At 40.4% G+C, this 26,323-nt stretch carries 27 protein-coding genes; 17 read left to right on the top strand and 10 right to left on the bottom strand.

Translation table 11 applies throughout. The features are described 5' to 3' along the window. Positions 1-89 precede the first annotated feature (89 nt). The 5 genes from AC27JR_RS08160 (at position 90) to AC27JR_RS08140 (ending at position 3,221) form a co-directional block, all read left to right on the top strand. On the top strand, positions 90-392 hold the full coding sequence (locus AC27JR_RS08160) for a YciI family protein (protein WP_076918598.1): 303 nt from the start codon (positions 90-92) through the stop codon (positions 390-392). Between the two features lie 159 nt (positions 393-551). Beyond that, positions 552-812 carry a PepSY domain-containing protein gene (locus AC27JR_RS08155; RefSeq protein ID WP_008109182.1) on the top strand — a complete coding sequence of 87 codons (261 nt, stop codon included), beginning with the start codon at positions 552-554 and terminating at the stop codon, positions 810-812. A 3-nt stretch (positions 813-815) separates the two neighbouring features. Continuing rightward, complete coding sequence (locus AC27JR_RS08150; protein ID WP_010390247.1) at positions 816-1,490, top strand: response regulator transcription factor; 675 nt, start codon at positions 816-818, stop codon at positions 1,488-1,490. Next, complete coding sequence (locus AC27JR_RS08145; RefSeq protein ID WP_487173287.1) at positions 1,484-2,821, top strand: ATP-binding protein; 1,338 nt, start codon at positions 1,484-1,486, stop codon at positions 2,819-2,821. Before AC27JR_RS08150 ends, AC27JR_RS08145 begins: the two co-directional genes overlap by 7 nt. 52 nt (positions 2,822-2,873) lie before the next feature. Beyond that, the gene (locus AC27JR_RS08140; protein WP_241773555.1) at positions 2,874-3,221 is read left to right on the top strand and encodes a hypothetical protein; all 348 of its coding nucleotides are present in this window, start codon (positions 2,874-2,876) and stop codon (positions 3,219-3,221) included. A 110-nt stretch (positions 3,222-3,331) separates the two neighbouring features. Here the strand turns inward: AC27JR_RS08140 and AC27JR_RS08135 are convergent, their stop codons facing one another. Then, positions 3,332-3,682, bottom strand: coding sequence for a VOC family protein (locus AC27JR_RS08135; RefSeq protein WP_487173286.1), 351 nt, complete (start codon positions 3,680-3,682; stop codon positions 3,332-3,334). A gap of 311 nt (positions 3,683-3,993) precedes the next feature. Between AC27JR_RS08135 and AC27JR_RS08130 the strand changes: the two genes are divergently transcribed. Further along, on the top strand, positions 3,994-5,076 hold the full coding sequence (locus tag AC27JR_RS08130) for a flavin monoamine oxidase family protein (RefSeq protein WP_487173285.1): 1,083 nt from the start codon (positions 3,994-3,996) through the stop codon (positions 5,074-5,076). 43 nt (positions 5,077-5,119) lie between these two features. Here AC27JR_RS08130 and AC27JR_RS08125 read toward each other — a convergent pair whose 3' ends face one another. Beyond that, positions 5,120-6,163, bottom strand: a complete 1,044-nt coding sequence (locus tag AC27JR_RS08125) for an AI-2E family transporter (protein ID WP_008109197.1) — start codon at positions 6,161-6,163, stop codon at positions 5,120-5,122. A 168-nt stretch (positions 6,164-6,331) separates the two neighbouring features. On the opposite strand from AC27JR_RS08125, the gene AC27JR_RS08120 reads away from it, so the two are divergent. Both AC27JR_RS08120 and AC27JR_RS08115 read left to right on the top strand, forming a co-directional pair. Then, positions 6,332-7,222: a TIGR01777 family oxidoreductase gene (locus AC27JR_RS08120; protein ID WP_487173284.1), complete on the top strand. Its 891-nt coding sequence runs from the start codon at positions 6,332-6,334 to the stop codon at positions 7,220-7,222. 134 nt (positions 7,223-7,356) lie between these two features. Continuing rightward, a complete protein-coding gene (locus AC27JR_RS08115; protein WP_487173283.1) occupies positions 7,357-8,535 on the top strand; it encodes a GGDEF domain-containing protein in 1,179 nt (392 codons plus the stop codon). Positions 8,536-8,593: 58 nt separating this feature from the next. On the opposite strand, the gene AC27JR_RS08110 is transcribed toward AC27JR_RS08115, so the two are convergent. Both AC27JR_RS08110 and AC27JR_RS08105 read right to left on the bottom strand, forming a co-directional pair. Further along, on the bottom strand, positions 8,594-9,253 hold the full coding sequence (locus tag AC27JR_RS08110) for a DUF2987 domain-containing protein (protein ID WP_274377837.1): 660 nt from the start codon (positions 9,251-9,253) through the stop codon (positions 8,594-8,596). Then, the gene (locus tag AC27JR_RS08105) at positions 9,246-10,055 is read right to left on the bottom strand and encodes a glucosaminidase domain-containing protein (RefSeq protein WP_008109205.1); all 810 of its coding nucleotides are present in this window, start codon (positions 10,053-10,055) and stop codon (positions 9,246-9,248) included. The genes AC27JR_RS08110 and AC27JR_RS08105 overlap by 8 nt, the downstream gene beginning before the upstream one ends. Positions 10,056-10,236: 181 nt before the next feature. Here AC27JR_RS08105 and AC27JR_RS08100 point away from each other — a divergent pair, with 181 nt between their 5' ends. Next, on the top strand, positions 10,237-11,529 hold the full coding sequence (locus tag AC27JR_RS08100) for an anti-phage deoxyguanosine triphosphatase (protein WP_487173282.1): 1,293 nt from the start codon (positions 10,237-10,239) through the stop codon (positions 11,527-11,529). An 86-nt stretch (positions 11,530-11,615) separates the two neighbouring features. Here AC27JR_RS08100 and AC27JR_RS08095 read toward each other — a convergent pair whose 3' ends face one another. Next, positions 11,616-13,772: a prolyl oligopeptidase family serine peptidase gene (locus AC27JR_RS08095; protein ID WP_487173281.1), complete on the bottom strand. Its 2,157-nt coding sequence runs from the start codon at positions 13,770-13,772 to the stop codon at positions 11,616-11,618. 153 nt (positions 13,773-13,925) lie between these two features. Here AC27JR_RS08095 and AC27JR_RS08090 point away from each other — a divergent pair, with 153 nt between their 5' ends. Together AC27JR_RS08090 and AC27JR_RS08085 are read left to right on the top strand one after the other, a co-directional pair. Continuing rightward, the gene (locus tag AC27JR_RS08090; protein WP_487173280.1) at positions 13,926-14,237 is read left to right on the top strand and encodes an Mpo1-like protein; all 312 of its coding nucleotides are present in this window, start codon (positions 13,926-13,928) and stop codon (positions 14,235-14,237) included. Between the two features lie 192 nt (positions 14,238-14,429). Further along, positions 14,430-16,985: a TonB-dependent receptor plug domain-containing protein gene (locus AC27JR_RS08085; protein ID WP_487173279.1), complete on the top strand. Its 2,556-nt coding sequence runs from the start codon at positions 14,430-14,432 to the stop codon at positions 16,983-16,985. Positions 16,986-17,048: 63 nt separating this feature from the next. Here the strand turns inward: AC27JR_RS08085 and AC27JR_RS08080 are convergent, their stop codons facing one another. The 3 genes from AC27JR_RS08080 to AC27JR_RS08070 form a co-directional block, all read right to left on the bottom strand. Then, entirely contained in the window at positions 17,049-18,050 is a 1,002-nt protein-coding gene (locus tag AC27JR_RS08080; protein ID WP_304644689.1) for a branched-chain amino acid aminotransferase, read from the bottom strand. Between the two features lie 225 nt (positions 18,051-18,275). After that, positions 18,276-19,328, bottom strand: coding sequence for a fatty acid desaturase family protein (locus tag AC27JR_RS08075; RefSeq protein WP_487173278.1), 1,053 nt, complete (start codon positions 19,326-19,328; stop codon positions 18,276-18,278). Beyond that, entirely contained in the window at positions 19,325-20,368 is a 1,044-nt protein-coding gene (locus tag AC27JR_RS08070) for a flavin reductase family protein (RefSeq protein WP_487173277.1), read from the bottom strand. The genes AC27JR_RS08075 and AC27JR_RS08070 overlap by 4 nt, the downstream gene beginning before the upstream one ends. Positions 20,369-20,663: 295 nt before the next feature. Between AC27JR_RS08070 and AC27JR_RS08065 the strand changes: the two genes are divergently transcribed. The 6 genes from AC27JR_RS08065 to AC27JR_RS08040 all read left to right on the top strand — a co-directional run bounded on the left by AC27JR_RS08065 (position 20,664) and on the right by AC27JR_RS08040 (position 24,902). Then, positions 20,664-21,824, top strand: coding sequence for a PQQ-dependent sugar dehydrogenase (locus tag AC27JR_RS08065; protein ID WP_487173276.1), 1,161 nt, complete (start codon positions 20,664-20,666; stop codon positions 21,822-21,824). Between the two features lie 93 nt (positions 21,825-21,917). Continuing rightward, a complete protein-coding gene (locus AC27JR_RS08060) occupies positions 21,918-22,097 on the top strand; it encodes a DUF6435 family protein (RefSeq protein WP_008109224.1) in 180 nt (59 codons plus the stop codon). Positions 22,098-22,322: 225 nt separating this feature from the next. Further along, positions 22,323-22,925: a DUF7010 family protein gene (locus AC27JR_RS08055; RefSeq protein WP_240701992.1), complete on the top strand. Its 603-nt coding sequence runs from the start codon at positions 22,323-22,325 to the stop codon at positions 22,923-22,925. 39 nt (positions 22,926-22,964) lie between these two features. Further along, positions 22,965-24,032, top strand: coding sequence for an alpha/beta hydrolase (locus AC27JR_RS08050; protein ID WP_008109227.1), 1,068 nt, complete (start codon positions 22,965-22,967; stop codon positions 24,030-24,032). 42 nt (positions 24,033-24,074) lie between these two features. Next, positions 24,075-24,482 (top strand): GFA family protein, encoded by a 408-nt coding sequence (locus AC27JR_RS08045; protein ID WP_487173275.1) that lies wholly within the window; start codon positions 24,075-24,077, stop codon positions 24,480-24,482. A 39-nt stretch (positions 24,483-24,521) separates the two neighbouring features. Continuing rightward, positions 24,522-24,902, top strand: coding sequence for a VOC family protein (locus AC27JR_RS08040; protein ID WP_076918579.1), 381 nt, complete (start codon positions 24,522-24,524; stop codon positions 24,900-24,902). A 62-nt stretch (positions 24,903-24,964) separates the two neighbouring features. On the opposite strand, the gene AC27JR_RS08035 is transcribed toward AC27JR_RS08040, so the two are convergent. After that, positions 24,965-25,756 (bottom strand): SDR family oxidoreductase, encoded by a 792-nt coding sequence (locus tag AC27JR_RS08035; RefSeq protein ID WP_131691148.1) that lies wholly within the window; start codon positions 25,754-25,756, stop codon positions 24,965-24,967. Between the two features lie 20 nt (positions 25,757-25,776). Continuing rightward, positions 25,777-26,280 carry an Mpo1 family 2-hydroxy fatty acid dioxygenase gene (locus AC27JR_RS08030; protein ID WP_131691149.1) on the bottom strand — a complete coding sequence of 168 codons (504 nt, stop codon included), beginning with the start codon at positions 26,278-26,280 and terminating at the stop codon, positions 25,777-25,779. Positions 26,281-26,323: the final 43 nt, after the last annotated feature.

Raw genomic sequence — 26,323 nt, 5'->3', positions numbered from 1 at the left:
ACATCGCCATAAACACTTTTAATTCACCATTTATCAACGCTATGCTAGTATGCAGTTAATTAAATTTAACAAGTTTTGAGAGTATTTTTATGTTGTATATGATTTATTCAACAGACGTCCAAAATAGTTTAGAGCACCGTAAAGCGGCACGCCCAGCTCATTTAGCGCGCTTACAAATCCTAGAAGACGAAGGCCGACTATTAACCGCAGGCCCTCTTCCGGCCATTGATAGTGAAGACCCTCAAGACGCAGGTTTTACGGGTTCTTTAGTGATTGCTCAATTTAATTCTTTAGAAGACGCCAGAGAATGGGCCGCAGATGATCCCTATGTTGCCGGTGGCGTATATGAAAATTCTATCGTTAAACCATTTAAAAAAGTGTTCCCTGCTTAATTAAACTGTGACCCCTGTTTAACTGCAACCAGTAATTCAGGGTTTGTTCACTCATTTTTAATTAAACTTTGCCTTATAAAAACTTAAATACACGTCGTGGTATGAAAGTTTTAGTGGCTTAGTTTCTAAGCTAAGCAGGTCTGTTCTAGGAGTTTCGCAATGCGTGTATTATTAATACTCAACTTAATCGCGGTAATGTGTTTGGCTAATTTTGCCCATGCAAACAATACCAAAAGCAAAGCCGATAAAGTTGAGGTAAGCAAAAAGAAAGCTGTAATACTTGCAAAACAAACTACAGACGGTACAACGTTAAAAATTTCTGAAGAAACACTTTTTTTTACTGTACGAATCTTAAAAGCTGACGGCCACGTCGTCGATTTGAAAATAAACAAGAAAACTGGCGAAGTGAAAAAGGATTAACCAATGCGAATTTTAGTAATAGAAGATGATTTACATTTGGCAGACAACCTGCGCAATGCATTAGAAAAAGAGCGTTACAGCGTTGATTTATGTCACGACGGTGAGGCTGGCCTTTTTCACATCACTGAATACCCTTTAGACATGGCTGTAGTTGATTTAGGCCTACCTAAAATAGACGGTATTGAGTTAATAAACAAAGCACGTGCCCAAGGGGTGACTATTCCTATTTTGATTTTAACCGCGCGCGATCGCTGGCAAGACAAAGTAGAAGGCCTAGATGCCGGTGCCGATGACTATCTAACTAAGCCATTTCATGTGGAAGAGCTAATTGCTCGCTGTAATGCGCTTATTCGTCGCAGTGCAGGTAAAGCAAACCCTGAAATGACAGCAGGCCCTATTAAAATTCATACCCGTTCACAACAAGTATGGGTAAACGACAAAGAGCTAAGCTTAACTGCGTATGAGTACAAAGTACTTGAATACTTAATGGTTAACCCGCAAAAAGTAATTTCAAAGTCTGAGTTAACAGAACATATTTATGACCAAGATTTCGATCTTGATTCAAACGTCATTGAAGTGTTTGTATTGCGTTTACGTAAAAAGCTCGACCCAGATGGCGTGCTTAACCCAGTGGAAACATTACGCGGACGTGGTTACAGGCTAAAAAGCCAGTGGTAGCACCGCAAATTTCGTTAAAAATAAGGCAAGGTTTTATCCTTGTCTTTGTTTTGTTAGTCGCCCTACCCATTTTGTTTTACTCTATAGGTAAGGCATATTATGCGTCACTTGTTGATGCCACCGAAAAAAACCTCGAAGCACACCTGTATTCACTTATTTCCGAAGTTGATTTTACCGAGCGCGGTATTATTATGCCCAGCTCTATATTAACCCCCGAACTCAACAATTTAAACTCAGACACCTACGCCATGATATACCGTGACGACGTGCCTATTTGGCATTCTGAGTCGGCGGTTAACGTTAACTTTGTGCCCCAATATATAGAGCCCAAAGCAGGCGCCGCCGACTTTAGACGTGTGGTTTATAACAACACCGCCTATTGGCAGTTAAGTTTGACGGTAATACTTAATAATATTGACCAATCAGAGCAAGCTCGCTTTATTTTATTAAAACGTAACGACGCCCTACTGCGTTTAATGGACGGCTTTAAACAAACCTTAGTCGATTGGATGTTTATAATGGGGATTGCCATTGCAGGTTTAATGGCCATTGGTTTTATTTGGAGTGCACGACCTCTGCAGCGCCTAGATAAAGAAATAAAAGCCATTGAATCAGGCGATATTCAAGAAATTAAAGGCTTATACCCCGTTGAACTGCAAACGATTAAAGCCGACCTAAATTTACTGTTAGAGTCGCAGCAACGTCAAAAAGAACGATACCGCGCCTCTCTTAGCGATTTAGCCCATGCACTTAAAACGCCGTTAGCTGTTTTAAAATCAAGCCCACTCGCTAACGATGCAGATGCACAAGAACAACTCGACAGAATTAATGTGATGATCGAGCACCAATTAAAACGTGCCGCCACGGGTGCTTCCGATACATGGAAAAAGCAAACCACTATCAAACCAGTTATCGATTCTATCTTAAGCGCAATGAGTAAAGTATACCGCGATAAAGACATTATATTTAACTGCCAAGTGAACGATAAAGATTACTTTTTAGGTGATAAAACCGATTTAATGGAGTTATTAGGCAACTTAATAGATAATGCCTGTAAAGCCTGTCGCTCCCAAGTCAGTATTAACGTTTCACAAGCTAAAACGCTCAGTATAAGCATTTGTGATGACGGCCCAGGCATTAAGCCAGATAAACGCGAATCATTGTTACAACGCGGTACGCGCCTAGATACCTACGAAAGCGGCCACGGTGTTGGTATGGCTATTGTATCTGACTTGGTTAAGTCATATCACGGGCTGTTAACTATATCTCAGTCGCAACGTTTAGGCGGTGCAAAATTTATTCTCGAGTTTAATTACCATGAAAAAAAGTAACTACATCTTTTGTTTTAGCTTAAGCCTTTTATTTTTATGGGCGCAGCAAAGTATGGCTGCAGTGCAAGAGTGTACATTGCAAAACAATGCCCTACCCGAGCAAATTAAAGATTACACACAATGTTTAGATGCCAAATTAAATAAAGTGCAACAGCAACAAGATAGCTGGATCCAAAAGCGTACCTTTGAACTGGCCGAATTAGAAAGTGAAACTGGTAACACCTACATTTTATCATTGTTTAAGCAAAGTCTTAACGCCAAAGACAAGTACATTCAAAAAAGTTGCCAGTGGCGTTACATGTTAAAACAGCCTAATTCACCAGAAGCTGTAGTAACTTATAAAGAGTGTGAAATAGCAATGATAGAGCAATTCATTCAGCAGCTTAAAATGGGGCTTTAACCAGCTCCTAATTAAACATTATGTGTTGAAGCTTGCTAATTTACTGGTTAGTGTTTTGGAAGTGCAGCCTTAAAGGCTGCATTTTTGTATTTATATAGCTTGCAGTGTGACTACTCTGACCATACCGCAAATTCATTTTCATTTGGATCGCTAAAGTGAAACCGCCTACCACCTGGAAATGAAAATGTGGGCTTAATTATTTTCCCCCCTGCTTTCTCAATTTTATCTTGAATCGCCTCAAGTTCATTACTGTATAACACAATTAACGGGCTTCCATTTTTAGTAGAAACAACCAAGTCAGATTTAAAGAAACCACCATCAACACCTTGCCCAATAAAACTACAATATTCTGGACCATAATCGATAAATGACCAGCCAAACACGTCACTAAAAAAAGCCTTAGTCGCTGAAATATTTTGTGCGGGAATTTCGATATAGTTAATTTTATTATTTTGAGTCATAACAGGTTTTTGCCCTTATTCTTGTTTATATTATTTGCGACTTGAACTAGTAATAAACAAAGATAGCAGCAATGCTCGATAATCATAAGCAAACATCAGGTATTTGAAATAAGCGACACAGAAACACTGTTAGTTGTCATTGTTAAACGGCTTGTTATCTGGATGTTTTATATACCTAAGTTGATTTGCTCTGTAGTTAATATATGACTTTTTAAGCGTTCTCGAATTTGTTGATTAAAACGTTTTGACAAAACTGCACAAAAACCACAAACTACCTACCAGTAGATTGACTTAGCTAAAGTGATTTTAAAATGCATAAACCTGTGGTTATTATTGGTGGTGGCTTAGCGGGCTTATATGCTGCTTACAGCCTTAAAAAACGTAACATTCCGTTTTTATTATTAGAGGCCAAAGCCAGTTTAGGTGGCAGAATTGCGTCTCATTATTTACCGACCAACAACACCATTGGCCACGATTTAGGCCCTACCTGGATATTTCCGCATCAGCCTAATATTCAACAGTTAGTTGCCGCTTTAAACATCCCTGTGTTTGAGCAATACACCCAAGGCGATGTGTTATACCAAGCATCACACACAGTGCCTGCCCAGCAAGTTGCAGGGGCTGGCGAAATGCAGTTATTTAGAATACAAAACGGTATGGACGAGCTTATTGATGCGCTTTATCAGCAGCTTGAGCCAAACACCGTTAAATTAGAGCACGCTGTTAGCGAAGTAAAAAAGCTCTCCGATGGCTGGCATATAAGCGCTAATTACCAAGGGAGTACGCAATACTATACTTGCGATCAGTTACTGTTGGCGTTACCCCCTAGAATGATCAGCCAACATTTAACCCCGCATTTATGGGCTAATAATGTTTTAGCACAGCGTTTAGCGTCGGTGCCTACGTGGATGGCAGGCCAAGCAAAGTTTGTTGCCACCTTTGAACACGCCTTTTGGCGAGATAAAAATTTATCGGGGCAATGTTTTAGCCGTGTAGGCCCATTGGTAGAAGTTCATGATGCGTCAGCCAGTGAGCATTCTCACTCTGCTTTGTTTGGCTTTATTGGCATGCCTTACTTGCAGCGCAGTAAAGTAACTCGCGAGCAATTAACCCAAGCTTGCCTTGATCAGCTCAGCTATTTTTACGGTGAGCAAGCCTATACAGCGAAAAGCTGCATTATAAAGGATTGGGCTGAGGATGAATTTGTTGCCAACAAAGATGACCAAATAGGTGTATCGCAGCATCCTGAATTCAATTTTTCAGGACTTAGCGAGCAGCTTAAACAGTTACAAGTGCATTTTGTGGGAAGTGAGTTTGCACAGCAAGAAGCAGGCTATTTAGAGGGGGCTATAAACGCTGTAGATAGCGCATTAGCTAATTTAATAGATGCTTAGGTTTTTTAAAAGGCGTGCTATGTAGGCACGCCTTTGTAAGGTATTAGTCTTCTGATTTAATGACGGTTTCTTCACCTGTGCCAAGCATGGTAGCTAACCAACGCCCTTCATCACTAGCTTCTAGTGCTATTTTTACAATCATGGTTAACGGCACCGATAACAGCATACCCACAGAGCCTAATAACCAGCCCCAAAATATTAATGATAAGAACACCACCAAGGTAGAAAGCCCGAGGCCTTTACCCATGTATTTTGGCTCTACAATATTCCCCATAACGGTATTAATAGTTAAATAACCCGCGCCGACGAGCCCTGCCACTAATGGGCCTTGCGTAATAAGCGCCAGTAACAGTGCTGGCACAGCCGCAATGATTGAACCAATGTTAGGAATGTAATTGAGCATAAATGCCAATACGCCCCATAGTACAAAATAATCAACATCGAGTATCCACAGGTAAAAACCAGCAATTACACCGGTAGCTAAACTCACTAAGGTTTTAATGGCTAAATAAGAGTTAATAGAGTCTAAAAAACGGTCAATTTGCTTAATTTTGCTGTCGGGATCGTCCAGTGCTAAATGAATTTTTTTGCCAAGTATCGGCCCTTCAAACAGCATAAAAACAACTGTTAAGATAATTAAAAACATATTGGCCATTACGCTACCTAAACCCGTTAGCATATTGGTGGCAACATCAACCATTTTGCCAGGATCAAACATAGACAAAATTTGTTCTTTATTAATTAAAATATTGTATTGCGAGGCCACATCAACCAACCATACAAATTCTTCTTTTAATTGTGCTTTATATTCAGGTAACTGTTTTGAAAAGTCGTTAACCGACTGACCTACTAAACCGCCTAAGCTAACCCCTAAGCCCATAATAATAAGCACTACAAGCACTACCGCTATGCCTTTTGGAATACGGTAACGAGCAAAAAAATTAATGAGTGGGCTACAAATTATGGCTATAAATGCTGCCAAAATAAACGGAATAACAATAGCGCTTGCGGCTTTAACACCCGCTAGCACAATTACCAAAGCGGCAAAAATTATTAAGCTTTTATTTACCCCAGTTAAACTTGCCAATACCATTATCCTATTGCTGTTATTTGGCTTTAGTGTAAGGCAAAAGCTAATAGAATGAAATGTTTATGGGTGATCATAAAAATTATTGGTACGTATAAATTTGCAAATCGTTGAGCTGGAGAGTATAAATTTTAAACATCCTGCTTTATTTATAATTTTGGAGTTGCAATGCATATATTTTTTACTGGCGCCACAGGCTTAATTGGTAGGCACCTTTGCCCCTTCTTGTTGCATCACCACGACGTTACAGTGCTAAGCAGAAACCCAACCAAAGCAAAAGTGTTGTTAGGGCATCAGGTTAACGCTATTGATAACCTTGAGGATGTTGATTTTAATACCGTTGACGTGGTTATTAATTTAGCCGGTGAGCCTATTGTTAATAAACGTTGGAGTGATAAACAAAAAGCGGTTATTCGCGATAGCCGAATTATTGTCACGCAAGCAATTAGTGATGCTATTAATCAGTGCCATACTCCGCCGCATACTTTTATATCTGGCAGTGCAATTGGTTATTATGGTCGCCAAGGCGACAGCCTAGTTGATGAAAACAATACCGATCCTCACGATGAATTTAGCCACCAGCTTTGTAAAGATTGGGAGAAAGCAGCTTTACAGGCTGAATCTGACGACACCCGTGTGTGCTTATTGCGTACCGGTATTGTACTGGCTAAAAAAGGCGGCGCGCTGGGTAAAATGTTACCTGCCTTTAAACTTTGCGTAGGTGGGCCAATTGGCCATGGTGAGCAAGGTATGTCTTGGATCCACATTGACGACATGGTGCAACTGATTTTATTTTTAATTCGTAATAGTGAAATATCTGGTGCTATCAACGCCACAGCTCCTGAGCCGGTAAGTAACAAGCAGTTTAGTAAATCATTAGGAAAAGCATTGTCACGCCCTGCGTTTATGCCTATGCCAGCTGGGGTGCTTAATATATTAATGGGTGAAATGGCTGACTTACTTACTACCGGTCAGTATGTGGTGCCTAAAAAAGCCTTAGACCATAACTACCGTTTTCACTTTACTAAAATAGACGCTGCATTAAAAAGTTTAGTTTAGCACTGGCCTTAACGGGTTAAGTTTGTAGTAGGGGGTAAAAGTTAATACTTTTTACCCCCTTGCTATTTTTGTGTTACTACCTAATACTTATAGCTGTATAAACGCCTCCAATTAGCTAAAAGAGCCCCTTAAACATGCTTCATTTACCTACATTAATTAGCCTCTGTTTTATTCTTAACTTGTTTATTGCTGTATTCTTTTTTTCTGTTTATAGATACAAAAAACAACCTTGCTATTTATTTTTTGCTACCGCCTGTTGCTCGTTCATTACCGCAATTGCATTAATAGGTTTAAGAGACTTTATTGATTTTCCCCTTTTAACCCACTTTTTTGCTTACGTTTTTATTATTTTAAGCCCATTACTGGTTATTTTAGGGTTAATACCACAAAGCCAAGCGCCCGCGATAAAAGTAACGCCTTTATACTATGCCAGCGCCATGTGCTGTACGCTTTTACTTGCAGTGTACCTTATTGATGCAGGGCAAATTATTACCAGTATTATTACTGCTGTATTATTTAGTTACGCTGCGTATTTAATGATTAAAACCCCAAGTGTTGCTGTAGTACAACAACGCTTACTCATAGCCTGTTTTGCACTTCACAGTGTGGTAATGCTGTTGCAAGTTGTACTTCTTGTTTTGCTCTACTCAAGCCAAATCAGTCAAGCCAGCTTGGCTTTTGGATTACAGCTGTTATTAGTAACGCATTTATTTTTAACCACCGCCAGTGCGCTAATTTTGCCGTTTATTAAGTTTGCTAATGCTGAATCTAGACTAATTAATCTAGCGAATCACGACCCGTTAACACAGCTTTTAAATAGGCGTGGATTTTTTCGTTTATGTAAAAAAATAACTAAAACCGCGCCTCTTAACAGCAGAGTGTCGTTGATCATGCTCGATATTGACCTATTTAAACAAGTGAACGACCAATACGGCCATGAAACCGGCGATGAAGCGATAAAGTGGATTGCACAACATATTAACGAATTGTTTTTTGAGCTTGGTATTACTGCTCGTATTGGCGGCGAAGAGTTTGCTATTTTTCTTAATCAACAAAACTTAGCGCAAGCTAGGCAGTTAGCTCAAAAGCTTTGCAGTAGTATTAATGAATACCCGTTTTATTTTAATGGCCACAGCATTGCACTATCTGTAAGTGCTGGGGTAAGTAGCATGTTAGTGCGCGAGCTAGATATGCAAGCCCTGTTGTTACAAGCCGATAAACGGCTTTATCTTGCTAAAGAAACAGGCCGAAATAAAGTGGTCACCCATGATGAAAAAAGCCTGTTAGCAAAAGCCCCCTCTGCCATCATTTAGTCATAAAAAAAACGGCATCATAATGGATGCCGCTTTTATACGTTTACTATTTTTATGATTACTTACTGATCCAAGGCGTTACTTTAACAACCTCGTTAATATCAGCTAATACGGTTGTGTTATCTTCCCAGCTATCGGTTACTTCAAAATAGCACACTGACTTTTCGCACGTTATACGCTCATCATCAAATTGCTTTGGAGTTTTAAAGGTAACAACCACGCCTTTTTGTTCAGGCAATAAAAACCACATTAGTTTGCTAACAAAAAAGCCTGATAGATCTGTTAATAGCTCTTCAAGCTCATTATTAATAACCAATAACGATTGCTTTGATAACGCTAGACCCTCAAGCTCGTTAGCTTCTATTTGTAACTTTAACTGACAATCGTGAACCGGATTTTGTGGCTGAACCACAATCACGGCTTTATCGGTATCTAGCTGTTTATCGAACGGTAATAGCAATTGTGCTTTGTCGGTATAATTAAGCGGGTACTCATTCTTTTCAGTTAAAATAGTACCGCTTTTAATACTACATACTTCGTTAGTACCAATATCGCTAATGTAAAAGTTTACTCGGGCGTACTGAAAGTCCCCTTTGTTTACCACTTTTAAACGGTCGTAAAAACCGTCATACGACATCACAAATTCTTTAGCAACCGCACTACTAGCCGCTACTGCTAAAAAGCTGGCTGTAACTAATTTTAATACCATTTTATTCATCAAAGTACGCTCGGTTTTGATTAATCATGGTATTTAGTTCTTCAATGTACGCTTCACCGCGTTCAGAGTAAGACATTAAACCATACGTTAATTTAGTCGCTAAAATTGGCTTTTGCTGTGCACGTAAGTCTTCACGAATAGTACGTAACTCTTTGTAAGCATTATGAGTATTAATATTTCTAAAATAAGAGCTTACTGCTGCGCGAACCGATTTAAATGCCGCCACTTCGTGTTCTGCATCGCTGTTGCGTCTTCTTGGCACCATGCCACAGCCTTTTTTATAGCACCATTGGCCAAAAAAGTTTAAGCCAATACGGGCAAAACGTGAAGTACCCCATGCCGACTCATTGGCCGCTTGCATTAAGGCCATTTCTTTAGGAATAATATCTACGCGGCGCAGTGCTTGGCTGAGGGTAATGGTATCTAAGGTTTCAGATAAGCCGTACGATTTAAGTATTTTTTTAATATCACTCGCTTGTTTTTTACTAAGCGGCTCGTCGTGCTCTAGCATCATGCGTGCAATTTCAAGGTTTGCACGTTGCTGTAAAATCTTTTTGTTTTCGGCTTCTACATGGGGCTTAATGAAGTTAAAAAACGCATGCTTTTTCTCTTTCACATCAGTGAATTCTGAGAACTTTGGCAACTTAACGCTGTGCAATGGTTTTTCTTTCTTCTTCTGTTTTTTAATGTCGCTAGTGCTGGTTTGTTCATCTGAAACCAATCCATCTGTATCAATAAACGGATGAGTAAGTGCCCAAATAACAACGGCGGCTAACAACAACTGAAAAATAGTTTTTAACATGTATTATCTCAATTAAACTCTAAGTTATGTATGGTGTAGTCACATACATACGAAACAACATTATACCTAAGCCACTTTATAAACGCGAATACCGAACAACTGAATAAAATTCATACGCCTATTGTAGGCTATTTATAATATACTAAGCGTTAAAGTCGTAAATGAAATGATAGGTTGTGACATGGATAAACAGTGGCAAAATAGAATAATTGAGCAATATAAGCACCGCCCTAACGATAACCGCTCTGCTTGGCAAATAGACCGCTCACGAATCATTCATGCTGCTGCATTTAGGCGCCTTCAAGCTAAAACCCAAATAATGGGCATTGGCTTAAACGACTTTTACCGCACTCGCCTTACCCATTCTTTAGAAGTATCGCAAATAGGCACCGGCATATTACGCCACTTAAAAGCTCAGCATCCAAGCTTTGCGCATTTTCCATCAACCGGATTACTCGAAACCTTATGCTTAGCCCACGATATAGGCCATCCACCGTTTGGGCATGGCGGCGAAATTGCACTTAACTATATGATGCGTACTCATGGTGGCTTTGAGGGTAACGCACAAACACTGCGCATTGTGTCTAAGCTAGAGCCCTACAGTAACGGCTACGGTATGAACTTAACTAGACGCACCTTATTAGGGTTTATTAAGTACCCAGCTTTTATTGATAACCTTTGGCATAATATCCCACAAGAAAATAAACAGCGTGCGTTTATAAAAGCCGATGACTGGCGACCAGCCAAGGGGATTTACAATGACGATGCCGCGATATTTAATTGGATTATTGAGCCTCTTAGCGCAAGTGATAAAGCGTTATTATCTAGCCAAGAACACGCAGATGCTTATCGCGCTAAAACCCGTTATAAATCACTCGACAGTGCCATTATGGAACTGGCTGATGACATTGCTTATGCCGTTCACGATCTTGAAGATGCCATAGCGACGGATGTGCTCAGTTTAGACGATTGGCTAACCCATGCATTACCGCATTTACAAGCACTTGACTATGACTGGTTAAACACTTTGCTGGAGTCACTCTCCAAGCGGTTATTTTCAAAGTATGAACATGAGCGAAAAGACGCCATAGGCGAACTGGTGAATACCTTTATTATTCATATTCATTTAGATACCCAAAACGATGAATTTGAGTGCCCTATTTTAAAGCACACCGCAAAATTAGATCAGCAATACGAAAATGTGCTACAGATCCTCAAACACTTTGTATTTCAGCGTTTAATACGCGACCCACAAATGCAGCAAATAGAATTTAAAGGGCAAAACCTACTCATAGAATTATTTACTGCGTTTGCCAGCGATCCGCTGCGGTTATTACCGGAAACCACGCAGGCCCTGTACCTTGAAGCTGAAAAACATAATCAAGGCATGCGTATTATTTGTGACTATTTAAGCGGTATGAGCGACGAGTACGCTTATAAAACCTATCAACGGTTATTCTCCCCCATACAATAGATTAGCTAATCTGAATTCAGGTTAGCCAACATAAAAAAGCCGAGTCACTTACGTAACTCGGCTTTTCGTTAGTTTATAAAATCACACTACAGTGATTTAATGCCCATGTTGTAAAGCGTAAAACCGTACATATCGGCATAAAGGTCAATAATTTTACTAGTTGGTGTACCTGCACCATGGCCTGCATTGGTTTCAATACGGATAAGTGTTGGATTTGTACCCGCTTGATTCGCTTGAAGCTCAGCTGCAAATTTGAATGAATGCGACGGTACAACGCGGTCATCATGATCGCCTGTAGTGATCATAGTCGCCGGATATTCAACCCCTGCTTTTACGTTATGAATTGGCGAGTAGCCTTTCAAGTAATCAAACATTTCTTTACTTTGGTCGCTAGTACCGTAATCGTATGCCCAACCAGCGCCCGCTGTAAATGTATGATAACGAAGCATATCCAATACGCCTACCGCAGGTAACGCAACTTGAAATAGGTCAGGTCGCTGGGTCATGACAGCACCCACCAATAACCCACCGTTTGAACCACCACGCAGTGCTAAGCGCTTTTTAGAGGTGTACTTTTTATCTTGTAAGTATTGTGCGGCAGCAATAAAGTCGTCAAATACATTTTGCTTTTGCAATTGTGTACCCGCTTTATGCCACTCTTTACCATACTCACCGCCACCACGAATATTAGCCACCGCGTATACACCGCCTTGCTCAAGCCAAGCCGCTGTTGTAGAGCTAAAGCGAGGTGTTAAGCTAATATTAAACCCACCATAGCCATATAAAATAGTTGGGTTGCTACCATCTAATTTAATATCACTTTTGTAAGTGATAATCATCGGTACTTTCGTGCCATCTTTAGAGGTATAAAATACTTGCTCAGAGGTATAGTTATCGCTATTAAAATCAATCCCCGATTTACGGTACACTTTTGACTCACCGCTTTGCACGTCAAAGCTGTAAGTCGTACCTGGCGTTTTGTAGTTAGTAAATGAGTAATAAAGCGTAGTTTGCTCTTTTTTACCGCCAAAGCCACTCGCTGTACCAACACCTGGTAAGCTAATTTCGCGGATCAATTCGCCTTTTTTGTTGTACTGTTTCACTTTAGAAATAGCATCAACCATGTAGTTGGCAAAAAATGTATTACCGCCAAGGGTTGCATTAAGTACGTTTTCAGTTTCTGGGATAAAATCTTGCCAGTTTTCAGGTTGTGGGTTGCTTGCATCAACCGTCACTACTTTTTTATTTGGTGCATTTAAATTTGTGACCAAAAATAGCTTGCTGCCTTCGTTGTCAATCACGCTGGTATCAGAGTCTGTATTACCCACTACAGTAACAAATTCGCTATCTGGCTTAGTTAAATCTTTAATAAATAACTTATTACCTGAGGTCGATACGCTGGCACTAATAAATAAGAAACGACCATCTTTGGTTGCTTTAGCGCCCACATAGCGGTGTTTTTGTTCTGCTGTATCGCCAAATACTAAAGTATCTTCGCCTTGATCTTGACCTAACTTATGGTAATACACTTTATGTTGATCAGTTTTTGCAGAAAGCTCACTGCCCTCTGGCTTATCGTAGCTTGAATAATAAAAACCGTCATTTGCCAGCCAGCTAACGCCACTAAATTTAACATCAACCAGTGCTTGTTCTACCTGCTCTTTGGTCTCGGTATTAATAACAATGATTTTACGCCAATCACTACCACCTTCTGATATTTGGTACGCTAACAATGAACCATCTTCTGAAAATGATAAACCCGACATTGAAGTGGTGCCGTCTTCACTAAAAGTATTAGGATCTAAGAACACTTCAGCTTCACCGCCGTCTTTGCTGCGGTATAAAACGTACTGGTTTTGCAGGCCATCATTTTTATAAAAATAGGTGTAATCACCTTCAGTAAACGGCGCGCTGATTTTTTCGTAGTTCATTAGTTTTTCAAGGCGCTGTTTAAGTGTATCTCTGTAAGGCACTTGCTCTAAATACGAAAAGGTAAGCTTGTTTTGTGTTTTAACCCACTGAGCCGTTTCTTCACTCATATCATCTTCTAACCAGCGATACGGATCAGCCACGGTTTCGCCAAAGTAAGTGTCAAACACAGCGCCTTTTTTAGTTTCAGGGTAATCTAAAGAATTTACTGCTTTCATTGCTGTTTTTACTTCATTTTGAGTGATGTTTTCTGCAGGTTGTGAACAACCCGCAAGTGCGATTACAACCGCACATGTCAGTGTTTTTTTAATCATTGCTTTACCGTTATTTTATTTATAGTCAGTCTAAACTATTAACTTTTACCGCTTTTGTCTATCAACTTGCGGTAAACGTCATTTATCGCTGTTAACCTGCACCTAGTTGCGCTTAAATAGATGAACAACTTTTAAACACTAACAGGTTGAGTAATGACAGAAACTGAATCTTTTACCAGCTTTAAACGCTTTTACCCTTACTATCTAAAAGAGCATCATAATAAAACTTGTCGCAGGCTGCATTTTATTGGCAGTAGCTTAGTGTTGCTCTTGACCAGCTATGCGTTTATTAGCTCACAATTCGTATTGTTATGGTTATTACCGCTGATTGGTTATGGCTTTGCATGGGTTGGGCATTTCTTTTTTGAAAAAAACCGCCCTGCCACATTTAAGCACCCGTTTTACAGTTTATGGGGCGATTGGGTCATGTTTAAAGATATACTGATTGGCAAAATCAAATGGTAAATGGCTACTTACGCTATCGTTATAATAAAGGCCTCTGCTTACTCGCTGTAAATAAATTGTAGATTGAATGTAATTCAATTGACCTCGATTGTAGAAATGGTCTACCTTGACAACAGTAATTTCAATTAGTTCATTAATTTAAAAAGATTAAATTGAAACCACCTGTAGAGCATCGAATGAGGGAAATTAGTCATGCAACTTACACCACTATTTACAGCAAAAAAAACCATCTCTTTAACAATAGCAGCTGCACTTGTTGGCTCATGGACGGTTAACGCCGCTGAGCAAGAGACTCAGGCGCAAGAAAACATTGAACAAATTAGTGTGATTGGCTCTCGCCGACTAGGTCGCACGGTCGAAGATAGCCCTGTTCCCATAGATATTATTAGTGGCGACGCCTTAAAAAGTTCAGGACAAACAGAAACTAATGCGCTGTTAAGTACGTTATTACCAAGTTTTAATTTCCCACAGCCATCAATTACCGATGGCAGCGACCATGTGCGCCCAGCTCAACTGCGTGGCTTAGCTCCTGATCACACCTTAGTGCTCGTAAATGGTAAACGTCGCCACAGTAACGCGCTACTTAATTTAAACGGCTCAACGGGTCGTGGTTCGTCATCGGTTGATTTAAACGCCATACCTGCAAACGCGATTGAACGCATTGAAGTATTACGCGATGGTGCCGCAGCTCAATATGGCTCAGACGCTATTGCTGGGGTGATTAATATCGTCCTTAAAAGCAATAGCAGTGGCGGTAGTTTGGGTGCCGTTTATGGTGCAAATATTACCGATATGGACGGTGTCGCGCAGTTACAATCGGTTTCTGAGGACGCCAATGGTGACTTAGCTTTTACTGAGGGCGGCGACCGCTCGCTTACCGACGGCCAAACTTTAACTCTGCAAGGTAATATGGGGTTTGAATTAGGCGATAACGGCTTTTTGAGTATTTCTAGTGAATATCGCGATCGCAGCTCAACCAACCGCTCTGATTACGACCAACGCGAAAACTATCCTCGTTTACCTGATGGCTCTCTCGACCCACGCGAATTCACATGGGATCGTTACAACCACAACTTTGGTAACGGCACTGTTGAAGACTTTGCGCTGTTTTATAACGCAGGTTATCAGCTAACTAACGATACCGAGCTCTACTCGTTTGGCTCTTACAGCAAGCGTGAAGGGGAAGGCGGTGGTTTTTATCGTCGCGCCCAAGACAGCCGTAACGTTACAGAAATATACCCTGATGGCTTTTTGCCGGTGATCACCTCAGACATTGATGACTTTTCACTGGCTTTAGGTGTGAAAGGCTTTGCTAATGAATGGAACTACGATGCCTCTGCGGTATACGGCCAAGATGCCTTTAACTTTGGTGTTATTAATAGCTTAAACACTTCATATGGGCCAAGTAGCCAAACTAGTTTTGATGCAGGCACGCTTACTTATGATCAGCTGACTATTAATCTTGATTTTAGCCGTGAGATTGATGCTGACTTTTTAGCCAGCGGAATTAACGTGGCAGTGGGCGCTGAGTATCGCCGCGAAGGCTACGAAATTCAAGCGGGTGAAGAAGCCTCTTATGCGCGTGGTAATTTTGGCCCTGGTGGTGCCGTGACCGATCCGGTTAATGGCCCATTCGGCTCTGCAGGTTCACAAGTGTTCCCGGGGTTCACACCTGAATCTGCGGGTGATAACAGCCGCCACAATGTTAGCCTTTACGTTGACTTAGAAGCCTTTATTACAGATAACTGGAATGTTGCCATCGCCGCCCGTTACGAAGACTACTCTGATTTTGGCGACACACTTAATGGTAAAATTGCCACCCGCTATACACTTACAGAAGACTTAGCACTTCGCGGCTCTGTATCAACCGGCTTTAGAGCGCCCTCTTTACAGCAGCAATACTTTACCTCGGTAGCGACTGTATTTGTAGATGGCGAACCAACACAAACAGGTACCTTTGCGCCAAGCAGTGATGTTGCCGTTGCATTGGGTTCACCAGGTTTAGACGCAGAAGAAGCTACTAACTACGGGGTAGGCTTTACGTGGTCAACCGACTTCAACTTCAGCTTATCTGTTGATTACTACCAAATATTAATTGATGACCGTATTGTGTTATCAAATAACTTATCGGGCGCAGGCGTTGCAAGCTTACTTGAGGGCACAGGTGCTAACCAAGGTCGATTTTTCTTAAACGCGATTGATAGCAAAACCCGTGGCGTTGACGTAGTGGCTTCTTATAATTTAATCACCGACAACTACGGTGATGTAGCGTTTAATTTAGGTTACAACTACGGTAAAAACCAAGTCACCGATATTATTGACCCACCAGCACAATTACAAAGTGTTGGGGTTGAGCAAGATAATTTGTTCTCGGGTAACGAGCTACGTCGTTTTGAAGTGAGCACGCCCCGTAATAAATACAACCTTAGCGCAACATGGACACTTAACGAATGGCGCACCACACTACGTAGTACTCGCTACGGTGAAACACAAGACCCGTCTGAAAATCCAGAGCGTAACGAAGTGTTAGAACCCAAATGGATCACCGATTTAGATGTGGCGTATGCACTCAATAATAACCTTACTCTGAGCTTAGGCGCTAATAATGTGTTTGATGTATACCCAGATCCAACTCGTGAGCTAGTGAGTGATGTCACCACTTTCTCTCGCTTGTTCTCGTACTCGGGCTTTTCACCATTTGGTTTTAATGGCCGTTATGTATACGGCAAAATTGAAATGAAGTTTTAAGCTGTAGCTTAAACCAAAAAGCCACACTAAATAGTGTGGCTTTTTTAATAGATTACAACCCGATTAGATTTTAGTTAACCAACCGTGTTTATCTTCGCTTTTACCCCATTGAATATCGTTCAATGCTTGGCGCAAACGTGCCGTAGTTGGCCCTGGTTCACCGTTACCCACTTTGTATTCTTTATCGTTATGGATAAACGTACCTACTGGGGTTAATACTGCCGCAGTGCCTGAAAGTGCTGCCTCAGTACCTGGTTTTGCTGCGCGCTCTAAAAGCTCAGTGACAGTAAAGTTGCGCTCGCTAACCGTCATACCTAAATCTTTAGCAATAGTTAAAATGCTATTACGAGTTACACCGTGTAAAAATGTGCTATCAAGTGCTTTAGTAATGATTTCGTTGCCATCAATTAAAATAAAGTTTGCCGCGCCGGTTTCTTGCACATCACCGCCTGGGCAAAATAAAATTTGGTCGGCTTTATATTTAGTGCGTGCTGCTGAAATTGGGCCAAGCGCGCTGGCATAATTACCACCACTTTTGATCATGCCCATGTGCGGTGCACAGCGCATACCATCTTCTTCAAGTAAGACTCGTAACGCAGTTGCGCCACCTGAAAAATAATCACCCACTGGCGATAATAACGTGTAAAGCAATGAACTCATTGACGGTGCAGCCGCTTTACCAATGGCAGCTTCCGTACCAATATGGGTTGGGCGAATATACATAGAACCTGGAGGAAGCGGCGTTTCATCGGCGTATTCACGTACAATATCGATGATCATTGTTTTTAGCATCTCGCCATCAACAGCAGGTAAACTCAACAATTCAGAACTTTGCTGCATACGCGCAATATTAGCGTCCATTCTAAAAATATTAACCGAGCCATCTTCGTGACGAAAGGCTTTTAACCCTTCAAAACATGTACTTGAATAATGAAGAACGTGTGCACCTGCATGTAACTCAAGCTTATCGCAAGGAACAATTGAGCTTTCGCCCCACTGGTTGTCAGAAAACTTAGCTTGAATCATCTGCGGCATAAACACAGTACCAAATGCTGCCATTTTTATTCTCTCTTGTGTGGTCTATTTTTCTCCATTGTATGACAACCAGCTACTATTTAACCATAGCAAAACGAGCTGTTTTTAAATTAATTAGAAGAATTTTTTGCATGTACTGATGATTATTTAATCAAAAAAGCGCTTACCAACTCTTTAATGCAATATTCAGCTAACATTTTAAGGTTAGCTGATTATTTAATGCATACATTATAGTTGCGGTTATTTTATTAACCTCTATTTAAATGAATAACGCAATATACGCTTTAACACTGAGGTGTATTGATGAAAAAATCCGCCAGTATTATAAGCAATGCCCTGCTTTTGTAATGCAGCTTGTACTTTAGGCGCAATTTCTTGATAACGGGACGATGGCAAATCAGGAAATAAATGATGCTCTATTTGAAAGCTTAAATGCCCAGTTAAAATATGAAACCAACGCGCCCCTTTTATGTTTGACGACCCCAGCGCTTGGCGATAATACCATTGCCCTTGGCTTTCGTTTTTGCATTCTTGCTCATAAAAGGTATGGGTTTGCTCAGTAAAATGGCCACAAAAGATAATGGTTGAGGTCCATAGGTTACGAATTAAGTTTGCCAGCAAATTACCACTTAATACCCAAAAAAATAGTGGCCCCGCCAAAACTGGAAATAACACATAGTCTTTAATTAGTTGGCGTGCACCTTTACTAAAAAAGCGCTTTTTTAAGGTGCTATGCGCCACAGCACCTTCACGGTTTGGTTTCTTTTTACCTATAAAGACTCGCTCGCCTGCGAGCTCGTGATACGACACGCCCCACTGAAACAGCACGCTCAGATTTAAATAGGTAATAAACTGCCATGTATTTTTTAGCCGCCATTTAAAGTCATTGCTCAATCTTAATAAGCCATAACCAAAGTCACGATCTTTTCCGATAATGTTGGTGTAAGTATGGTGTTCAAAGTTATGAACGCGGTTCCAGCTTTGGCCATCGCAGGCTATATCCCACTCGTAAGTTTTAGAGTTTAGCTGTTTGTCGTTCATCCAATCGTATTGACCATGCATTACATTATGGCCAATTTCCATGTTGTCGAGAATTTTAGCCAAACCAAGTAACAACACACCCGCTACCCACAATAATGGCTGAACAAAGCCAAGCATCAATAAAATCCGTCCGCCTATTTCGCAAAACCGCTGCTTACGCACAATAGAACGAATATAGTTTGCATCCTTTTGCCCAACTGTAGCTAATGTAGACATTTTAATTTCATCTAAATCATCGGCTAACTGTTGATAATTAATGGTTGTCATAGCTGTAACTCCAAATCGCTAACGGCTTGGCTCACACACAGTTGAATTAACTGCTCGCCAGTATCTGATAATTGATTAGTTTTTAAATTACGCACCACTCCCGACTTTTTAATGCACTGACATTGATGACAAATACCAATGCCGCAGCCTCGCTGCACAGGGAGTTTTTTTGCTTCAAATTGGCTTAGTAACACGTCATTACTAGTCACTACGTGGGTGTCTTTGTTTATTTTCACTGAAAACTGGCTATCGTCAGTCAATTTGGGCAAGGCTAGGCCAAAGGATTCTTGAAAGTAGCCGAGCTTATGCTGCTTAGCAAAATCTGCAATTTGCTGCATAAAACCACTAGGGCCGCAGCAATAAATATCTGGCTGCGCATCAAGGTTTATGTGCTGTGTTAACGGTGTGAGTGCATCGCGTGTGAGTAATGAAAAACTAAAATGCGCAAAGCGCTTTGCCAGTGTCGTAAGTTCATTTGTGCACTGGTGTGCATCCGCCTTAGCAAAGTACAACAATTGCATCGGGCTATTTGTATTACTAAGTTGTTGCTCAAGCATGGCAAGCATTGGGGTAATGCCAGAGCCACCCGCTACAAAAACGCTAGGCTTGTGCCAACTTTTAAATACAAAGTCGCCACGAGCTGGCGATATATTACACCACGGCTGCAAACTTAATGCCTGTTGTAACTGGCCGGTAAACTGCCCTAGTGAACTGGTTTTTATGAGTAAGCGCACTAACCCTGTCGCTTTAAAATAGTCAGGACTACTGGCAAGGGTAAACACTCGGGTTAATAATCGTCCATTAACCTCAACCGTTAAACTAATATGCTGGCCAGCAATATGCGAGCGCCACTGTTTACTTGGTTTTAAGGTAACGCTCAAAAAATCGTGGCTACAAGGGTTTACTGCCGTAACTTTTGCGCTAAAAAATCCTGCCCGCCATGCTGGTTTAAACACCTGCATAATTGGCTCTATGTAAGCGGCAAAGCTTTGATGATGTAAAAACAATTTTGAAAATTGGTTTAACGCCTTAATAAACATAGTGATTGTTTCTCTATTTAAATCTATATCCCAATGAGCGCGTTAAGCAACACGCCTCAATTAGGTTAATTATTTGAGCCTACACGTGTAAGCTAAACTTTCAGCGCACAAGTGTACGCTGACATTTTTAAATTTCAAGCCTAATAGAGTAATTATTCGAATTTTTTACTGGCAGGTATTTAACAAGCAAGCAATATCCCCTTGAGTGACGGTTGTTTTTCATTCAACTTAAATATTTAACATTATGATTAATAGCATGCTAGGCTGGTTGGAATTGTTAATTTTGGAAGCCATTATGAACAAACTTAAAACACTAAAAAAACGCGCACTAATCACAACGGTAACAACAAGTTTATTGCTTGGTGCACTGGGCAGCCTTAATGCTCATGCTGTTAATTTTAAAGAACTAGACTCTTTAACCCTGAATATAAAACCCATGACAATTGCTAAAGGGATCGCTGTTCCTTGGGCAATTGAACCACTACCTAATGGCGACTTATTAATTACTGAGCGCAGTGGCACCTTGTATTTACTGCGTAAAGATAGTGAAGCACTAATAAAGGTTACAGGATTACCCAAAATTGATGACAACGGCCAAGGTGGCCTGCTCGATTTAGCATTGCACCCTGACTTTGCAAACAACCAGTGGTTATACCTTACCTACTCAAGTAGTGAAGGTGATGGTGAAGGCAGCAACACCGCACTTATGCGTGCCAAGCTAAGTAACGATCACAGCCAACTGCTTGAGCCACAACAATTATACAAAGGGGAACATAATTCTAAAAAAGGCCAGCACTACGGCAGCCGGATTGTATTTGATAACCAAAACTATGTGTATTTTTCGATTGGCGATCGTGGCTCGCGCGATGTTAACCCACAAGACTTAAGCCGTGATGGTGGTAAAATTTATCGCTTACACGAGGACGGTAAAATTCCTACCGATAACCCGTTTGTTGCGCAAAAAAATGCAAAACCCGCCGTTTGGTCATATGGCCATCGTAATCCACAAGGTATGTGGTTTGATCAACAAACAACCACCCTATGGTCGCACGAACACGGTCCACGCGGTGGCGATGAGCTTAATATAATTAAGCCTAACACTAACTATGGCTGGCCAGTGGTGAGTTACGGTATTAACTACAGCGGTACCTCATTTACTGATTTAACCGATAAACCGGGCATGCAAGCGCCAGTTTCGCAATGGACTCCCTCTATTGCCCCCTCTGATATGCTCATGGTTAAAGGTAATAAATACCCTGAGCTGAAAGGAAAAATGCTACTTGCTTCAATGAAGTACGCCTTTGTTAGCGTGCTTGAATTAGCCGACAGCAAGGTGGTTAAGCAACATAAACTACTTGAAGGCGTTGGCCGCATTCGCAGCTTAGCTCAAGGCCCTGATGGTACTATTTACCTTGGCTTAGATGGCCAAGGCATTGTTCGCCTAGATCCTAAGTAGCCATTTAACACACCTAATTACAGTAACAGCAAACTTTTTGCAGCTTAACTGCGTACTGTTACTGTAATTAGCTAATAAACAACGAGGGTGTTGATGTTTTCATTTTTAAAGCCAGATCCAATCAAAAAATTACGTAAAGAATACGACGCAAAATTAGAGCAAGGCATGCAAGCTCAAAGAAAAGGCGATATTAAAAGCTATGCGATGTTAACTGACGAGGCTGAAAAAATCTGGAGTGAAATAGAAACACTCGAAGCCAAAAAAACTAAGTAAACATTTCACCAAATAAGTTTGAACCTACCCCCGCATTAACAGTGCGGGGGTTGTATTTCCCCGACTAAATAACTTCTATAAACATTTACCCAACTTGGAAAATTAAATACAATTCTTATAGGTTTAATTTGCATTTTCCCCATCACGTTATTACAGCCCTATTAATGTATACTTAAAAGCCATTTTATTTCTCGCATAATCAGTTGTTTACATCAAAGTTAATTAGTGGAATTATTAACCAATAGTTATTTTCCTCTGCTTGAGGGATATTCATTTTTAGCTCATGGGATGTTTATGGAATTTAAGCAAGCGCAAAAAGACATGGATTTCGCCTATTTTGGTGGCGCAACAGGTGTTGTTATTTCTGGATTAATTTGGTGTTTTGCAGGTTTAATTGCAGTACTGTATTCAACTCAAGCAAGTATGCTTACCCTGTTTATTGGAGGTATGTTTATACACCCACTGGCTATGTTGCTATCAAAAGTACTTAAGCGCCCTGGACAACATGACTCAACCAACCCATTAGGCAAACTTGCTTTAGAAAGTACCGTTATTTTATTTGTTGGTTTTTTCATCGCCTTCTATGTTTCTAAGCTGCATCTACAATGGTTTTATCCAATAATGCTGTTGGCAGTAGGTGTGCGTTATTTAATTTTTAATACTTTATATGGCGCAAAAGTTTATTGGCTTTTAGGTGCTGTGCTTATGCTAGCGGGAGTAGTTTGTATCTTATTAAATGCTAACTTCGTCATTGGTGCTTTTGTTGGCAGCATAACAGAAGTTATATTCTCTATCGTGATCTTCAATAAATCAATAAGTCGGTCGTAAAGACCCATAATAAATTATTATCAACAAGGAGAGTGACCAATGAAGGTGTTGTTATTTAGTTTTTTATTACTATGTTCACTATTTTCATCTGCATCTGATTTAATCTTAGCGAAACAAATTACGTTAAAGTCAGACTCACTAGGAGAAGACAGAAACTTATTAATTAAGCTTCCAAATCAATATTATGAGAATAGCGCTACCTACCCTGTGTTATACGTATTGCACGCTCAATGGGATATGCTTTCGACCTTAGCAACGCTTGATTTGTTAGCAGATCAGATCCCAAATTTTATAGTTATAGGTGTACAAAGTAGCGGAAAAGAGCTGAGCCCTAATAAGGGTAAGGTAACACCATTTGCTGAGTTTATTTCGCAAGAAGTCGTCACCTACGTCAATGCTAATTATCGAATAGCACCGTATAGCATTTTGTCTGGACATTCGAACTCAGGACGTTTTGTCTTGGATTATTGGTTAAATAATCCCGCTGCTTTTTCAAGCTATTTTGCTTTTAGCCCCTCTGTTGATGATGGCTATATTGTCGATATGATCTCTCAATCAGACATTGAGTCTTTAAAAAGTAAAGCACCGCTAGCAATAACAATTGCAAATGAAGGTGAGCATATGCAACAGCCTTTTAGTAATTTAACGCAAAAACTGAGTGGTCTAGCTAAAGAGAAATTTGTATTTAAAAAGTTCCCCGAGCAAACCCATAGAACAACAAAGCACCCTTCAATGCAGTTTGCGCTGCAGTCTACATTTACCAATTGGCAGCCAAGCTATGAGGTAAAAATTGCCGGATTGGACAGCCTAAAAAAGCACTACACTCAATTATCTAAAAAGTATGGCTTTACAGTCAATGTACCCAACGAAACATTGCAAAGACTCACCGCACATTATGCAATATCAAAAGATGACAACGCGATTGAGCAATTGCGTAAGCATATTACTTTTACTATTAATCAAACTCCCGAAGGGCTTGATGCCTTGTTTGAAATTGCTGAATATTTAAGTGCTAATGATTATGAAAGTGCCGGTGAGCGCATTTTTAATAAACTATGTGCTCAAGCTAAAAACGTGTCTCAGTGTACTGGCAAGCGTGCAATATAATACAAAAGTTATAATAATTTAAGATTATACCGAGGAATACAGATGTACACAGGTAGTTGTTTATGTGGCTCAATTAACTTTTCAATTAATGGTGCTGTTACTGATATTATCCATTGTCACTGCTCGCTTTGTCGTAAGGCCAGTGGCAGTACTTTTGCTACTAATGGATTTATTAATGCGAGCGATCTGATATTAACTGACAAAAACGGCACACTTACTTTTTACCAAAGTAGTGAAGGTAAACGTAAGTACTTTTGTAAAACCTGCGGCGCACCAATATATAGTACTAACGCTCAATCACCTCAAAGGTATCGCCTTCGGTTAGGCGCTTTGACCTGCGATATAACAGAGCGCCCCATATCGCATAATTTCATCACCTCAAAGGCAAATTGGGAGGATTTAGATGCCCAGCTTCCTCGCTATGAGCGACATGAGCCAGGGCGTAAGTAAATCCATATAAATTTATCTATTTCTGTAGTGGGAGTTTAAATGAAACTGAATCAAGTAACTTTGCCAGTCAAAGATATGAATGAAGCGGTGAGTTTTTATCGCACACTTGGCTTTACCCAAATCGTTGACACACCTCATTATGCGCGTTTTAGTTGCCCTGAAGGTGACTCTACATTTTCATTGTCTTTAGAAAGTGAATTTTTTGAAAATCATTCTGTAATTTATTTTGAAAACGATGACCTTGAGCAATTGTGCCAGCAGTTAATCAAAAAAGGGATCGTATTCGAACAGCAACCCACAGAGCAAAGGTACCTATGGAAGGAAGCGATTTTAAAAGACCCCTCAGGAAATAAAATTAAACTCTACAAAGCTGGAGAAAACCGCTTAAACCCTCCTTGGAAAGTACAAAAACAGCCATAAAGCTAAGCACGAACCAGCATTGCGCTAAGCGCTCTATGCTGGCGTTTAAGTACTGTACTTAGTTATTTATATTCCACCTTAGCGGTTAAGCGATTAAATAACCCAGGGAAAAACCGTTTTATAAACGGTGCCCAACCACTTAACCCTTGACCTATCACAACTTCGTCTTTTTTATTGTAGATTGCAGTGAGCATTTTTGATGCGGCCACATTTACGTTCATACCATTTTCTATTGAAGGTTCAGGTTTGTTTTGCGCCTCCCCTTGCTCGTTTAATGAGTTATGGGCAATCGCCGTTTTAATTGAGCCTGGGCAAATAGTTAAGCAATGTATATTGTGCTCTGCTACTTCGGCGCGTAAGCAGTCCATAAAGCCTACCACAGCGTATTTACTGCCTGAATACCCGGTTCTAAACTTAGAGCCTACTTTGCCTGCGACGCTGCTTATAGCCACTATTGAACCACTTTTACGCGTTACCATTGAAGGCAATACCGCTTTAGTGAGTGCAATTAAGCCAAAGTAGTTTACTTCCATAAGTTGGCGATACACTTTAAAGTCGTTTTCTAAAAATAAGCTACGCTGTGATACACCGCCGTTATTGATTAAAATATCAATGGGGCCTAAGCTGTCTATTTGTGCTGACACATCCTGCAATACGGTTTCTGGCATTGATAAATCAAGCGGGATAACACGATGCCCCTCGCCTTTTAATTCAGCTTTTACTTGGTTGAGTTTATCCACATTTCGCGCTGATAAAATGACCTTTGCACCTTGCTCTGCAAATTGCTTGGCAAGTTCTTCACCAATACCTGATGATGCACCGGTGATCCACACTGTTTTATTATTATAATCCATGGTTTACCTTATATTATTAATTATGCTTTAGTTGGACCAGCTATTTCATTAACTTGGTGTTCTAAATCTTTATAAAAGCCCATTAAAAATAACAGCTCAACAGTGACATACAAAGGGCCAATAATTAAGCCAACTAAATCATCAACAAAAGCGGGCTTTTTACCTTCAAAATAATGACCAATAAATTGTAATACCCAGCCAAATACAAACACCCCAACTCCAATTGTTAACCATGGCACCAAAGCCATAGCGGCAATTGGTTGTGCAGCTACCAGTAATAAAGTAAAAATAATGCCCATTATCAAACCAAGCGAAAAGCTCAGCATAAAATAGTAAACCACAGAGGCTAATACAAAAATTTGCGCACCATCAATGCTAAAGCTGGCGATAGGAATTTCAATTCGTGCAAGTAAACATAAAGCGGCAAACACAATAAGTGGAATACCAAAAAAATGGGTTAATACATTTCGTTTAGAACGATGGTACAAACCATACTGGCCGAGCTGTTGTTCAAGGGTTTTCATAGCGATGTTCCTGTTGTTATTTTTATAAGCAAAGTTCACCTTA

The sequence above is a fragment of the Pseudoalteromonas sp. NH0006-26 genome (assembly GCF_057552415.1).
Note: the sequence above shows the minus strand (reverse complement) of the source record. Positions and strands in the feature narration are given on the sequence as shown.